This is a genomic window from Flavobacterium sp. KH_001 (assembly GCF_057840745.1).
Genome location: NZ_CM174520.1, coordinates 2549153 through 2562854, shown reverse-complemented (window position 1 = coordinate 2562854; position 13702 = coordinate 2549153). Strand labels below are relative to the sequence as shown.

Annotated in this window: 16 protein-coding genes; 1 reads left to right on the top strand and 15 read right to left on the bottom strand. The window is 36.2% G+C overall.

Annotation, left to right across the window (positions count from 1 at the left end):
• The first annotated feature begins 36 nt into the window (after positions 1-36).
• Positions 37-1257 (top strand): site-specific integrase, encoded by a 1221-nt coding sequence (locus AC3ITQ_RS11025; RefSeq protein WP_489238745.1) that lies wholly within the window; start codon positions 37-39, stop codon positions 1255-1257.
• Between the two features lie 125 nt (positions 1258-1382).
• Here AC3ITQ_RS11025 and AC3ITQ_RS11020 read toward each other — a convergent pair whose 3' ends face one another.
• From AC3ITQ_RS11020 to AC3ITQ_RS10950, 15 genes are read right to left on the bottom strand one after another with little or no spacing between them, the layout of a single operon-like run.
• The gene (locus tag AC3ITQ_RS11020; RefSeq protein WP_065450762.1) at positions 1383-1673 is read right to left on the bottom strand and encodes a helix-turn-helix domain-containing protein; all 291 of its coding nucleotides are present in this window, start codon (positions 1671-1673) and stop codon (positions 1383-1385) included.
• 39 nt (positions 1674-1712) lie between these two features.
• Entirely contained in the window at positions 1713-2150 is a 438-nt protein-coding gene (locus AC3ITQ_RS11015) for a hypothetical protein (RefSeq protein ID WP_110306818.1), read from the bottom strand.
• Positions 2151-2192: 42 nt separating this feature from the next.
• Entirely contained in the window at positions 2193-2477 is a 285-nt protein-coding gene (locus AC3ITQ_RS11010) for a hypothetical protein (RefSeq protein WP_489238742.1), read from the bottom strand.
• A gap of 14 nt (positions 2478-2491) precedes the next feature.
• Positions 2492-3550, bottom strand: coding sequence for a hypothetical protein (locus AC3ITQ_RS11005; RefSeq protein WP_489238741.1), 1059 nt, complete (start codon positions 3548-3550; stop codon positions 2492-2494).
• 6 nt (positions 3551-3556) lie between these two features.
• Complete coding sequence (locus AC3ITQ_RS11000; protein ID WP_489238739.1) at positions 3557-4354, bottom strand: hypothetical protein; 798 nt, start codon at positions 4352-4354, stop codon at positions 3557-3559.
• Between the two features lie 28 nt (positions 4355-4382).
• Positions 4383-5228, bottom strand: coding sequence for a conjugative transposon protein TraN (gene traN / locus AC3ITQ_RS10995; protein ID WP_489238737.1), 846 nt, complete (start codon positions 5226-5228; stop codon positions 4383-4385).
• An 18-nt stretch (positions 5229-5246) separates the two neighbouring features.
• Positions 5247-6530 (bottom strand): conjugative transposon protein TraM, encoded by a 1284-nt coding sequence (gene traM, locus AC3ITQ_RS10990; protein WP_489238736.1) that lies wholly within the window; start codon positions 6528-6530, stop codon positions 5247-5249.
• Positions 6531-6534: 4 nt separating this feature from the next.
• Complete coding sequence (locus AC3ITQ_RS10985) at positions 6535-7026, bottom strand: hypothetical protein (RefSeq protein WP_489238735.1); 492 nt, start codon at positions 7024-7026, stop codon at positions 6535-6537.
• Between the two features lie 14 nt (positions 7027-7040).
• Entirely contained in the window at positions 7041-7661 is a 621-nt protein-coding gene (traK, locus tag AC3ITQ_RS10980; protein ID WP_489238734.1) for a conjugative transposon protein TraK, read from the bottom strand.
• A 17-nt stretch (positions 7662-7678) separates the two neighbouring features.
• Entirely contained in the window at positions 7679-8875 is a 1197-nt protein-coding gene (traJ, locus tag AC3ITQ_RS10975) for a conjugative transposon protein TraJ (RefSeq protein ID WP_489238732.1), read from the bottom strand.
• Between the two features lie 12 nt (positions 8876-8887).
• On the bottom strand, positions 8888-9523 hold the full coding sequence (locus AC3ITQ_RS10970; protein WP_489238730.1) for a TerB family tellurite resistance protein: 636 nt from the start codon (positions 9521-9523) through the stop codon (positions 8888-8890).
• A complete protein-coding gene (locus tag AC3ITQ_RS10965) occupies positions 9520-10149 on the bottom strand; it encodes a hypothetical protein (RefSeq protein ID WP_489238729.1) in 630 nt (209 codons plus the stop codon). Before AC3ITQ_RS10965 ends, AC3ITQ_RS10970 begins: the two co-directional genes overlap by 4 nt.
• A gap of 15 nt (positions 10150-10164) precedes the next feature.
• Positions 10165-10851 (bottom strand): conjugal transfer protein TraI, encoded by a 687-nt coding sequence (locus AC3ITQ_RS10960; RefSeq protein WP_489238728.1) that lies wholly within the window; start codon positions 10849-10851, stop codon positions 10165-10167.
• Positions 10852-10879: 28 nt separating this feature from the next.
• Entirely contained in the window at positions 10880-13342 is a 2463-nt protein-coding gene (locus tag AC3ITQ_RS10955) for a TraG family conjugative transposon ATPase (protein ID WP_489238726.1), read from the bottom strand.
• A 39-nt stretch (positions 13343-13381) separates the two neighbouring features.
• Positions 13382-13699 (bottom strand): DUF4133 domain-containing protein, encoded by a 318-nt coding sequence (locus AC3ITQ_RS10950; protein WP_489238724.1) that lies wholly within the window; start codon positions 13697-13699, stop codon positions 13382-13384.
• Between the last annotated feature and the right edge of the window lie 3 nt (positions 13700-13702).

Sequence of the window (13702 nt, the reverse complement as noted above, 5' to 3'; positions counted from 1 at the left end):
TAAATCAATTTGATTATTAATTTAAAATTGTGAGTTATGTTAAAAGTAATTTTTTATCTCAAAGCAGGTAAATTCAACAAAAGTGGAGAATCTCCAATTTATGCCCGCATTTCGTACAAGAAGCAATCCATAACGATGGCGGCGGGTAAATCGATCTTAAAAGAAAGATGGCAATTTACTGACAACCTAAGAAGTATTCTAAAACTTGAAAAAGAAAAGGTTATTAAGAATGCCCTGGATCTTTTTCTTCTTGGTATGGAGAAGAAGTTCAATGAACTTCTTAAAATCGATCAGGATTTTTCATTGCAATTACTCAAAGATGAATTTAAAGGAGAAAAAGCCGTAAAGGAAGATTGTGTAAGCATAATCGAAATTATGAACAGGCATAATGAGTTCTTTAAAAGAAAGGTCGACGCCGGAGAGCGATCAAAGGCTTCCTACCAGAAATATGAACGTGCAAAAGATTTGCTTGTCACATTTATGACAAAGCAGTATGGAATACAAGATATTTCTTTGCCTGAAGTGAATAGTGCCTATGTTTATAATCTTGAGTCATTTCTTAAATATGACAGCAGCTTTAAAGGCAAAACAGGCATTCAAAATAACTCGGTAGTCAAATACATGCGAATGTACAAAACAGCATGTAAATACAGTATCAGAATGGGAATAATAGACAAAGACCCTTTTAATGTATATGATGGTAAGCTGCATGTCACAGATGCTACATTTCTTACTCAGGAAGAATTAAATTTAATTGAAAACAAGAAATTTTCAGTTAAACGTCTCGAAAAGGTTAAAGATGTCTTTTTGTTTAGCTGTTATACAGGATATGCACCTGTAGATGCCGCTAATCTTACATCCAATAATATATCTTCGGATGGAAATGATAATCTTTGGATTATGACCAATAGGGCAAAAACAGCAATTAGGGCAAATGTCCCTATCCTTCCTCCCACCTTGGCGATTATTAATAAATACAGGAACATGCAAATTGGACTGATCCCAAAGTTATCTAATCAAAAAATGAATGCTTATCTAAAGGAAATCGCTGATTTGTGCGGTATCGATAAACACCTCACTTGGTATGTAGCGAGACATACTTTTGCAACAACCGTGACTTTAGGTAATGGAATAAGAATAGAGAATGTTTCAGCAATGATGGGACATACTAATATTAAACAAACCCAGCATTATGCTAAGGTACTGGATATGAATATCATGGAAGATATGTCAAAATTAAAACAAAAGTATACTTGAACAATTAGCTAGTTAAACACTGACTAGACTACTATTAAAAAGGCAAAAGAATTCACAATTGAATCCTTTTGCCTTTGTATTGAAATAGAATCTTATCTTACTTGTAGAAGTACAATCAATAATAATCACGGTTCGTTTTCGCTAAGTATTTTTTCTATTTTGCTTGATTCATACAAATAAATATCACCTAATTTAGTATAAGGAAGTATACCCGTTTGACGGTATTTAATGATTGTATTATTTGAGAGTCCAAATATTTTCTTTAAATCTTCATTTCTATAATATCGTAAACTGTCTTTTGTATTGTTTCCTTTTATTTTTGAATCTATTTTTTCTAGTCTGGCATATAAAGGATCTAGCAATTGTTTGATTGCTACTATATAGGACATTTTAGTTTTGTTATCTTCTTTAGACATAATAGTTAATTTTTAGTATTGCATTTTAAGTGATACAGATTACCAGCAAATTAATTTTTCTCTCCGTTTTTCAAGTATAACAATAATATTCTCAAGAAATCTTATTTGCTTGTCTTTATAGGTAAATCCTTTTGACTCCGAAAACTGTTTACTTATAGTATCTATGTTTGTTTGAAGCCCTGAATCTCCTATATATGTAAAATTATTTTCTATAAAAAGCTGAATTTTGCTTCTATTACACTTCTGATTAAGGTCATCAAAAAATAAAATTTTCTCATCCATAAGAATATAAAAAAGTTGTGCCAAATCGCTCTTGTTGAAATTAGAACTGCACTTCTCTTGTGCTAAGGCATTAAGTGACGAATTCCTTTTACTAAGGTTAGGTTTATTTTTTTCTAAAAACCTTTCTATTTCTTGCATCCTCCCATACAATTTTGAAACCGCATCGGGAAGTTCTTCAAAAGCAAACTTCTTCATAACATAAACTTTTTTTGCAATTTTACTTGTATATCAATGTCACTAAGAATTGAAATAAATCGTACTCCTTTGGTTTCTATTGCGTTTTGGAAGATAACTTATATAACCATACTCATTTAGTTCACGCATGCATTTATGGTATGTTACAGGCCCGGTTATCTTCGCTAACTTCATAATTTCATACCTATAGACCTCAATAGGATTAATAAAACCCTTTTCCGTCCTAAATTGAAGCAATGCCGCATATATACCAATATGAGTGATACTAATACGGTAATCTTTTTCTATTGCCTTAAAGAAATCAGATAATGGTTTTAATGTTTTCATTATTTCCTAGATTATCAGCTTACACGCATACCATTTCTTGTGGAATGATTCACCTGTTGACTCTCATTTGTCCTTTGCTGCTGTTTTACTGTTTCCATTGTTTTATTCCCCAATGCCGTTGATAGCGTAATTTTTCTTGAGTGCTCGTCATAAATATTTACCGATTTAAATTGAGGATTGGCTTCAATATAAAACCGATTTTCATTTCCATTTTTAATCAAGGTTACAGGCAGCCGATTTCCTTGTTTTAAATCATCCTTTAATTTATCGGCTTGAGTTTTATTTGATAATTCCTTTAAAGGAAGTTTTTGTACGGCTTTTTCAAGATCGTAACCATACCCGGAATGAAATTCTTTGATTCTATGATTACCACTAGCATCTTTGTCGTTAAGATCTAATTGTATCCAAGTTTTTTCCTTTTGAACCGCTCGCCCTGCCAATAAATTATAAGCCTGTGTTGTGTCAACAGAATTTTCTTGCTCAACTTTGAAGTACTGATTCCTGTTTTCTTCAGGTTTTAACTCATTATACAGACTAGCTTTATAACCCTCAAATCGGTACTGTCCACTTTGGTCTTTAACAAAGGACAACTCATGATCCAGTCGTTCTTTTTCGTTGACGTAATAGGAAACCGGAATAGTAAATTGCTGATGACCTTGCTTGATTTGTTGATCAATTTGATTTGATAAATCTATAAAACCAATACGCTGCACTTGATCGCACAGCGCTTGGTTATTCTTCTGCTCTTCTTTTACATCCTTACGCACTGCAATTTGATCTATAAGCGGTGCGACAACTAGTTTACGAATGAGTCTTACCAATAAATTAGGATAAAGTTGTTTTAGAATCTTGTCCTTTTCCTGCTTGAGCATCTGCAAAGCAAAACGTTCCTCAATATTTTTGCTGCCCTTATACTTTGTTCCAATTCGCTCGTAGTGATGCAGCTTTTCTTTGATCAGTGATCTATTATTGGAAAGACTAAAATTAAACAGTTTACTAAAACGCTCTTCCCTGGAGCGCCACTGGTTCAATTCCATCTCTACTCTGTTTATGGGAAGTTGTTCGTTCATCATTACTGATTACATGGATTGACTTTTCTTTTTCTTCTTAGCTTCCTTTGGCACTTCTGGTCCATCATCATCGGCTGTTTGGTTTTGCTTTTTACTGCCCTGTTTTTCCGAAGTTTGCTGCGTTTCGGATTGCTTTTCTTCTTTAGACTTACGATTATCAATGCGCTGCAAATTGCTGTCATATACATTAATTGTTTTGAATTGTGGGCTGGCTTCAATATACTGCTTGATTTCATTACCTTCTTTTTGGAAAGTAGCGGATTGAAGGTTTCCCTTTTTCAAAGAATTTATCAAGTCTTCTTTGTATTTTGGGGTTTCCAATTCTTTAATTGGATGTTTGGAGAGTGCTGCTTCTAAATCATAACCGTAATTTTGATGGTAATGGTTTAGCTTAAAGTTTCCATTAGTTTCGGATTGCTTAAAATCGATTTGAACCCAAGAATTGTAAATTTCTCCTTCCTTATTGGTAAGATCTTTATTTACTGATCTGCCTTCCATAAGATTGTAAGCCTCTTTCATGGTGATGTTGCTGCCTTTATTGATATAAAAGGTTTGCTCCAAATTTTCTTTGGAATTCTCTTTTTGCAATTCCACTTTATAAGAATTAAAGAAATACATATCGCTTTCTTTCGACTTATTGAAATTTAATGTAGCTGCAGCAGTATCATTACCATATTGCGTATTATGCGTCAAAGTGAAATTAGGTTCTTCTTTCTGCATTTTTTCTTTTAATTCAGATTCTAATGCATCTCCAAAACCAGTGTACTTTAACTGGTCGCGTAAGTATTCAAAATTTTTCTCGTTCATTATTTCAATTTTTTAATTATTAAATAGTTTATAGTTTGGGAAGTACAGTCACCTGTACCAGTTTTGTATTCTTGACATGTTCTTCTAAATGTCTGCCGCCATTTTTCTCCATGAGCTGTATGACTAAATATTTTTTTTCCGGAATTGTAAATTTTGGCAGCGCAAACACAAAGATGTTTTCTGCTTCTGCTTGAATTTTATCAACATCATTTAGGATATAAATTGGTTTAATTTCGATTTCCTGTGAAGCAGTACGTTTTATTTTTTTAGTGTCGCGAATAAAAAAACGAAGCTGGTCGATCTCATAATTGATTTTAGAATTGTTGGTTATCTTTATCCTGTAATACATTACTTCGTCACGAATAAAAATTCCATTGAGCCTAAAGTCAATATCATATTTACTTTCCTTTTGACCTCGCAGCTTTTTTTTGTCGTATAAGGCTAACTTTGAATATTTCTCAATATCCTGATCATTAATAATTTCATCTGAAAAATAAATTTCCTGCCCATCAGGCTTAGTTTTATTAAGAGTAAAATTCAGCTGTGGAAACTCTTCATTATAGTCCAGCACAAATGAATAGAGTTTACCATCAGCTGTGACAACCGTAAGATTGGTCTGAAAAAATCCTTTTTGGGCCGCCTTAACCTGAAGTATATTTTCAAGACCTTTAGCTTTTTGCACCAATATATCAGGACTTCCTTTGTCGACACTTTTTATGGCAAAAGGAAATACAAGATTGGTCGTTTTTGAATAGGCTATCATTAAGGAGTCCGATTCCGTTTTATATAAACGGTTTTTACCTGTTTGCTGTGCCAATACACCGATGGTCATAAATAATAGATGCCCCATCACCAATAGTTTAAAATTTTTCATCTCTATCATTTTTAGTTTTTAATTGGAATCTTTTTGTTTCTGTTTTTCATCATGCAGCAGTACCTTATAACCTGCTTTTACCACTACTTTAACCAGTTTTACTTTTTTGCTTAGCAGACTTTTAGCAGCTTCAATTCCCGCTCCCGCTGCCTGAGCTCCCCAGGAATCATCTAGTGTTGCTACTCCTAAAGTTTGCATGGATCGATCAGCCGAGGCTTTTGCTACATCACGATTAATCGCTCCCGGAATGTATATACCGACAAGTCCATCCATATCATAAACTGACAAGTTCACGGGGAATAGGGAGTTGTTGTATCTGATACTACTAATGTTGATTGTTAATCGTTCTCCTTTTAAGGAAGCTGTTCCAAACAGAAAATTATCTTTTGGAATTTTAATGCCATTTATAAATATGTCATTCATGAGTCGGAATTTAACTGTCGAGCCATTTACAATTGTTTGTGTTTCATGAATAATGGCTTCTACAGCATTCTGCATTGAATCATCATTTTCTAGTTCGTCTAAAGAGTAAAAACCATTCTGTTTGTACTCAGAACTGTTCATTGTTTTGCTTTGTAGGGAAGAAACAGGATCTTCATACTCCTTGGTGGAAATAGTAAAGATTTGTCCACGCTGAGCCTCGGACGCTTTTTTCAATTTTTCCTGTACCCTGTTTGGATGTTGGATATCCAAAATACTCTCCAACATTCCACCGAGCTGTTGTAGTTCAGGATCCTGACTTTCCTGCCCATCACTCATGGATTGCATCATTTGTTCGAGCCTGTCCACATCATTGGAATGCAGCAAGGTTTCATTTGATGTTACAATTTTAGTATAATCTCTGTTTTGCTCTGGAACTGCTACTGGTATATTGATTGCTTTTTGCAAAGCTTCCAATTTTTGATGTACTTTTTCTTCATTTGGATCGCGATAAACGGATTTATTTAAACCATGTCGCTCTTTTCTCTGAATAACAGCACTGCTGTCTTCAGTGGAATCAATCTGAAAGGATTGGCTTAAATAGTTGGGATCTTTTTTGATAAGTTCATCAAGCTTTGCTGAATCAAGAGCAGCCAGATCGTAATAATTCATTTTATCTAGCGGAAGTCCTTCTTTCAGGTTCGCATTGGGAAGTTTTAGATTAAAACCTTTTTGCTGTGGTGCTGCCTGGTTGGCAGCATCCATTTTTCCACCTCCCAATGCCCAAAATATGGCAGTTAGAAACGGCAAAGCCAATATTGGCAGTACCAAGAGCATCTTACGATGCTTTAAGGCCTTTAATGATTTTGTGTTTTGTTCCATGATGTTAATTTTTAAGATGTGAGTAATAATAATTTTCTATTATTGTTAAACTGTCCAGAAGTCCGGGACGATTTAATACAATGCTGTCATGCGTTTTTTTCCCTGTCGGACTGCGCCCCAAACTATCCATATACCTACGAAAACTTGTGATTTTTTCAAATTCAGTTTCGCTAATAATTGTATTGAGTTGGGGAGGCTTTTCTTTTGTGGGTACCAGATTGGTTGGTTTGGTAATTGGGGTTACTGTTATATTTCTATTTTTACCTGAAAAACTATTAACAATCAGGTATATACTGCAGCCAGTTGTAAATACTGTAAAACACAACAGAATCACAATCCAGTTAAGACGTGTAAAATGAGCTGTTTTGCGTTCCAGCCAATTGGCGCATTTATACTGCAATCGCAGATTAGCCTGGTCAAACTTTTGCCATAGATTATTTTTAGCAGTTGCAAGAACATCGCTTTTTTTGCTATTTCGTTTAAAAAAGAGTTTCATGATGTACAGCTTTATTATTTTCTATTTTCAGTACTTATGTCCCGATTCTCAATAGTATTCCATCGCTCGATTAAAAAGCCATGCGGATTGTTGTCACTTCTCGATACATTGCGAAGGTTGCCTTCCGTAATAAGGTTTCGATGCGCAATACTGGTGGTACGAATGATATTTTGAGTAGCATAACATCGGAATCCATACGGATAGTTGTTAAGGTCAATAGTCACACTGTCAATCTGTATCGTCTGGCTGACGTTCCCTGATATAATACCGGAATAGTAACCGTTTTCCTTTAAATCATCATAGACCCGTTTTGCACTCTCATCCGCCAAATAAAGAGCCTTTGTTACATTGCTTTTAATGACTTTATCATCAGGGTCAAGTGTAAAAAACAGCTTATGGAAGGTTTTTACATGATCTCTAGCCTCGACAGGAATGTTGTCCTTTCGATCCGAAGCATAGGCTTCCAGTGCTTTTCCATTAGCCAGTATATAAACCTTGTTTTGCATTTGAGATACCAGCGAGAAACTCTTATAAAGCGCAAAGCAGCTAATTAAAATACACCCTATAATGACCAGCATGGTAAATCCGCGAATATGTCGAAAGGCAGTGTCAATATTTTTCATTTTGCTAAACATAAACTTTGAATTTAGGGTTAAGATTTACCTTTTAATTTGTCAGCCATATAATTGTCCTTGTCCTTGAAGTAAGGCGCAGAATTACCGGAATCTGACATGCTTTGGTACATACGCCCGGCAGCATTCCCCATAGCATCCGCTACCATTGTAGTTCCTTGAGATGTAGTATTGACAAGGGAAGTTGTTGAATTACTAAACATACTGGTTACTTTTTGTCCGAGTGCACCGCCACCTCCGGCATGAACAATGTAATTAGCAACAGAAGGGACAGTGAAATAGCCTATAATCCCAATAATCATAAAGACCAAATAGGCAACATCAGTTCTGCTAAAGAAAGTATCTCCATATTCTCCTGCTTGCGCAATATCGATTTTGAGCATATTTTCCTGAATTTTTCCGATGATGCTTCCAAATATGTTAGCCACGGGAAGCCACAGATAGATATTGATGTAACGTGCCAGCCAGACGGTAAGGGTGTGTTGAAAACCATCGAAGACCGAAATGCCAAAAACGATTGGACCTAAAATAGAAAGTACTACCAATTGAAAAGTCCGAAGTGTGTCGATGCACAGGGAAGCCGCTTCAAATAATACACGCAGTACCTCGCTCATCCATTCTTTTACTGAATTTCGGAAATTATAAGAAGCTTTGCTCATGGCAAATTTGATGTCATTTCCAATACCATCCAGCATTCCCTGCCCACTAGGATCTGCATCATCATGTGTGTATCGGTACCATTTATCCTGATCGCCGCTTCCTGTTGAACCCACATACATTTTCCAGGGATCTGTTTCTTTGAGTGCTTCTTCCTTTTCTTTAAGCAGTCTTTCAATCGCTTTATTCGATCCTTCCACCATTGCAGCAGTTGCTGTAACAGTAGGTTTCATGACACCATTAATCATATAGAGGACAGAGGGAAAAATCATAATGCAAAATCCGATAACAAACGGACGAAATAGTGGATAAAAATCTATAGGTTCAGCACTGGCAATATGTCTCCAAACTCTTGAGGCGATATACCACATAGCTGCAAAACCGGCAAGTCCTTGTCCGACGCCAATAAGGTTACTGCATAAAGGCATCATTTCATCATACAGTTGTTCCAGTACACTATGCAGGCCGTTCATGTCGTCTGCAATTCCTTGTGCCTGGATCGTAAATGGCAATATCATTGCAGGAAGAACAATTATTATTTGCTTATTTATCTTTATCATAACACTGGATATTTAGTTGTTTAACTTATAAATACTGCGCATTGCGCGGGTATCATTGCGCTCTTTTGCACGCTGTAAAGCCAGTACAGTTGTATTATTGTTGAAGTTTCTCAGGAACAAAAGTTTGTCCTGCATATCTGCATATATTTTGTCAATAGATGCCAGCCTTTCATCATCTGACATTCGCATTTTATTAGCAGTAATCACCGATGTGAGTTCATCAAGATTTCTAAGACTTTGTTTAAACAGATTATCGTACACCCTTTCGAAATAGGCAATTTCTTCAGCATTAAAATTTTTACTGTCCCTAAAGCGGCTAAAAGCGGACTTGTATTCTTTTACCAGCAGCACCTGATAATTCACAATGTCACCAATACGCCTGTAATTCTTAACTGTGGGGCTAACCTGCATGAGCGCATCAAGAAATGTTTCATGAAGGTTGAAATTTCCTTCAGACAAATCTTTTACAGTATTATAGCCTCCACTTAGTATTTTATAGCCCTTTTTCATATCCTTTAAAATCTGTTTGAACTGGGCCAATTTCTCTATGTTCAAAATCAATTGCTGGATTTCCTGTTTTTGAGCGGTTATCTGGGATGGAAATATGAGTCCGATAAACACAATTCCTATAATCAATAATTTTTTCATGGCAAATCAGTATTAATACCGTTTACGACACGGCTGTTTTTTGCTTCTTTCAATTCGGTTGCTTTTGACACAGCCAGGATTTTAGTTTCATTACTGAAGCTCTCAGAGAAAGTATAGTTATCCAGCATATTCTGGTAAATCATATCAATGCGTTTCATTCGCTCGTCATCTTTCATCTCTAACTTTCCGTCCGTAACGATTGTTAGAAGCTCATCCAGATTGGTATCACAATTTTTGATTAACCTTTCAAAGACCCTTCTGATATAATCGACTTCATTTCCATGAAACAAATCATCCTGCCGGATTTGCTGATATAAGCTTTTGTAGCTTTTCATGATTTTTGTCTGGAGCCCTATAATTTCCGTTACCTTGGCATACTTTTTTATTTTGGGATTGACTGTCTTAAGAGAATTCAGGTAATCGGTATGAAGATTAAATTCTCCACGTTTGAAATCTCCTATGGTATTGAGTCCTTTTTTGACTGCCGAATAGCCTTTTTGAGCATATCCGATATAGACTTGCAGGGCTGCTATTTGCTCTAAAAGCATCCTTTGCTGTTTTGCCTGTGCATGAAGATTCCCTGTGGTCAGTGCAGTAAAAAGCACTACTAAAAATATCTTTTTCATGATTTTATTACTTGTTTACGGAATTCCGTAAAATTGTTTAACGGATTTGACATCATGCTCTGTTTTGGCTCTTTGAAGGCTCAGTAGTATATTCTGTCTGTTGAAGAGCGTCAGGTCATCATAATTAGCATCAATCTGATCTGCAGCAGCATTTATAATCTCCAGTCTTTTGGCATCACTCATCTGTGTGGTAAAAGAATCCAATACAAGGAAAATCTGATCGATGTTTTTCAGGCTTTCATCGAGTATTCCAGAATACACACTTTGCATATAATCGAGTTCGCTGGAATTAAAATGAGCATCTTTTTGAAACAGGTTCCATGCTCTTTCGTATTCATCTACCAAACGAACCTGCTTTTCACTGATATCTTTGATACGCTGGTAATAGGTAATAATGGATTTAACTTTTGCCAGTTCTTCGTAATAATTCTTATAGAGTTCTTTTTGTTTCTGGGTCCAATCGGAAATCTCATCCAACTTTAGTTTGGAGAGGATATTTTCTATTTTTTTCTGCGCATTCTGCAGCCAGATCGTTTTGTTCTGCAGTTTTTGGATCCTTAGGTCAATAGCCTTAATTACCTTTTTGGCAACCGCTTTTACAATTTCTAAAATCGGTATTGCTACAACCGTTGCCGGTCTTGCCGGAGTGCTGATCAGTAAAAAGCACAACAGGCAAATCATGATTTTCTTTTTTGTTTTCATAAGTATTGTTGTTTAGTTTTTATATTTTTTATGCTCTTAAGTCATTAGCAAGTGCCGCAATGCCTTTTCTGATGTCTCCATCAAATTTCTTAGCATACGCCTGTACTTTTACTTTTTCAGTTTCTTCAGTTGTGTAGGCATAATACTCCTCAAGGGATACCTCGGTGCGGTATACTTTAGACTGCATACCTCCAAGGGAGATAAACACTTCTTTGTATTTCTTATCAGGATCATTGGCTTTGTTTACCGATAGTACGAGTGCCTTTTCTTTTTCGGTAAGCCCAAGCAGTTCCTGAATCTGTTCGAACTTATTTTGATACTTACTTTGGTCCAGTAGTATTTTGCAGTCACTGTTATTGATAATAGCCTGTTTAACGACCGGAGAGGATATAATATCTTCTACTTCCTGAGTCACTACAATGGCTTCCCCAAAGAATTTACGAACAGTCTTGAATAAATACCGTATGTAATCTGCCATCCCTTCTTTGGCAATTGCCTTCCAGGCTTCTTCAATAAGGATCATTTTTCGAATACCTTTCAGCTTGCGCATCTTACTGATAAACACTTCCATGATGATGATCGTTACCACCGGAAAAAGTATTGGATGGTCTTTGATATTATCAAGTTCAAAAACAATAAATCGTTCTTTTAACAGATCAAGATTTTCGGTAGCGTTGAGCAGGTAATCAAATTCGCCTCCCTTGTAATAAGGACGAAGCACATAAAGAAAATTATTCACATCAAAATCTTTTTCTTTTACCTTATCGCCTTCCAATATGGTAACAAACTCGTTTTTCAGAAATTCATAAAAACTGTCAAAACAGGGAAATAAATCGGAATTGCTATCTAACTTTTCATAGTACAATTGCAGTGCATTGGACAGTGCTACATATTCACTTCGATTGAAAGTTTCATTGTCTTTTTTCCAGAGTGCCAATAAGAGTGTTTTAATACTTTCTTTTTTCTCGGTATCCAGAGAATCACCTTCGCTGATATAAAAGGGATTAAACCTAATAGGGTTCTTTTCATCGTAGGTAAAGTAGTAGCCCTTTACCATATCACAAAGCCCTTTGTAGCTGTGTCCAACATCAACAAGTACAACGTGGGTTCCTTGCTCATAGTAACTTCTAACCATATGGTTGGTAAAAAATGATTTACCGCTTCCTGAAGGCCCTAGTATGAACTTATTCCGATTGGTACAAATCCCCATTTTTACTGGTTCGTCGCTAATGTCTACATGAACCGGTTTTCCAGTCAATCGATCTCCTAATCGAATTCCAGTTGGACTCAGTGAAGAGCGGTAACCTGTTTCCAGATTCAGAAAACAGGCAGCTTGTTCCGCAAACGTATCAAAGGTGTCATTCATTGGGAAATCTGCGGAATTCCCGGGAATTCCTGCCCAAAATATTTGTGCGCCACCCACTGTTTCTTGTTTAGCAGCTGCATCCATCTGAGCCAGTGCTGAAGAAACTTTATTCTTCAGGTCTTTGAGCTCTTCTTTATTATCTGTCCAGATCAGCACATTAAAATGTGCTTTTACAGGCAGTCGCTGCTGGCTGATAGCCTCGTTAAGAAAATCATTTGTAGCATCTCGCGCAATCAGGTTCTCCCTACTGTAGGCTGATAAGGATTGCAGTCGCAGTCTTTTACTTTCAAGTTTTTGCAACGTTTTCTGGAAATCCTCTATGAAAATATATTGATTATAAATGTGGTTACAGGAAAGTAATTGCCCCAGAGTCGAAGCAAATCCGATACTGAATTTGGTCTTATCTGTGGAATAGCGGTCATAATTAATTCTCGAACCACATAAGGCAGGCAGATCAGCGGCATCCCCCAACGTATAAATCTGGCAATGTTTGTCTCCTACCTGAAGACCATCATCAAAAGAGATATCTTTAAAAATAAATGAGTTTTGTTTTTCAGACAAAAAACAATATTGTTCAATAATACCGATCTTTCTGCTATGGCTTTTAAGTTCATCATTACCAAGGCGGGTCAATTTGACAAAACCACTGTCTTCCAGTATGCGTCTGAATTGTCCGGTACTGTCAATAAATTCCTGACGTAGCTGTGCTTTTAATGTTTCTTCGGGAACTATTGAACTTCTAAGTAAATTTGAAAACAGGGAACTGGATGTTTTTCTGCCTGCCGGTTTTTTGGTTAAAAAAATGTAACAGGAATGATCCAGAAAGGGACGTTCATTAAAAAAGCGTTCACTGCTTCGGGTAAGAAAACTCGAATCTTCGCTTTTGAAATCGGGTTCAAACTTGCTGTCTATAAACCAGTCCTGCTTATGGAATACGCTAAATTTCGGAAGCAGTTTTATCGCTTTAAGCCACGCCTGATGAAATGCTTCGTATTCCTGATCCGACAGGGTAAATATCTCGGGCAGTTCTGCTTTAAACACTACTGTCACATCTCCTTGTTTGGACAGGATGCAATCGTGCTGCACATCCATAATTGGTAAAATATCATCTATCATCTTTTCCATCATCCTTTTTTTTACCTCTCAGCTAATGCTGAGCAAATTCTATTTGGTCATCATAAAAATTTTTCTGCTTTGCGATTTCACAGCTTTAGGAATCTGTTGTTTCGCTAAAGCTTTCATCATTCCATATTGACCGTATTGGTGGCTCATTTTATATATTTTCAAAACCCACAATGTTCCTGAAACACCAATAATTCCGATACAGATTAAAGAGGGTAAGCCGGCTATGTACATAATGGCAAACAGTATCATAAGCACAATGACACCACCACCCAAATACCAGATATACTGCGCTTTTAACCCTTTAAACTCGATGCTCTGGTTAATTCCTTTGTTGATTTGATACACACTGTTTGACATGGT

Coding starts and splice junctions, on each gene's coding strand:
- AC3ITQ_RS11025 (WP_489238745.1), top strand. CDS start 37: ATGTTAAAAGTAATTTTTTATCTCAAAGCAGGTAAATTCAACAAAAGT.
- AC3ITQ_RS11020 (WP_065450762.1), bottom strand. CDS start 1,673: ATGTCTAAAGAAGATAACAAAACTAAAATGTCCTATATAGTAGCAATC.
- AC3ITQ_RS11015 (WP_110306818.1), bottom strand. CDS start 2,150: ATGAAGAAGTTTGCTTTTGAAGAACTTCCCGATGCGGTTTCAAAATTG.
- AC3ITQ_RS11010 (WP_489238742.1), bottom strand. CDS start 2,477: ATGAAAACATTAAAACCATTATCTGATTTCTTTAAGGCAATAGAAAAA.
- AC3ITQ_RS11005 (WP_489238741.1), bottom strand. CDS start 3,550: ATGATGAACGAACAACTTCCCATAAACAGAGTAGAGATGGAATTGAAC.
- AC3ITQ_RS11000 (WP_489238739.1), bottom strand. CDS start 4,354: ATGAACGAGAAAAATTTTGAATACTTACGCGACCAGTTAAAGTACACT.
- traN (WP_489238737.1), bottom strand. CDS start 5,228: ATGAAAAATTTTAAACTATTGGTGATGGGGCATCTATTATTTATGACC.
- traM (WP_489238736.1), bottom strand. CDS start 6,530: ATGGAACAAAACACAAAATCATTAAAGGCCTTAAAGCATCGTAAGATG.
- AC3ITQ_RS10985 (WP_489238735.1), bottom strand. CDS start 7,026: ATGAAACTCTTTTTTAAACGAAATAGCAAAAAAAGCGATGTTCTTGCA.
- traK (WP_489238734.1), bottom strand. CDS start 7,661: ATGTTTAGCAAAATGAAAAATATTGACACTGCCTTTCGACATATTCGC.
- traJ (WP_489238732.1), bottom strand. CDS start 8,875: ATGATAAAGATAAATAAGCAAATAATAATTGTTCTTCCTGCAATGATA.
- AC3ITQ_RS10970 (WP_489238730.1), bottom strand. CDS start 9,523: ATGAAAAAATTATTGATTATAGGAATTGTGTTTATCGGACTCATATTT.
- AC3ITQ_RS10965 (WP_489238729.1), bottom strand. CDS start 10,149: ATGAAAAAGATATTTTTAGTAGTGCTTTTTACTGCACTGACCACAGGG.
- AC3ITQ_RS10960 (WP_489238728.1), bottom strand. CDS start 10,851: ATGAAAACAAAAAAGAAAATCATGATTTGCCTGTTGTGCTTTTTACTG.
- AC3ITQ_RS10955 (WP_489238726.1), bottom strand. CDS start 13,342: ATGGAAAAGATGATAGATGATATTTTACCAATTATGGATGTGCAGCAC.
- AC3ITQ_RS10950 (WP_489238724.1), bottom strand. CDS start 13,699: ATGTCAAACAGTGTGTATCAAATCAACAAAGGAATTAACCAGAGCATC.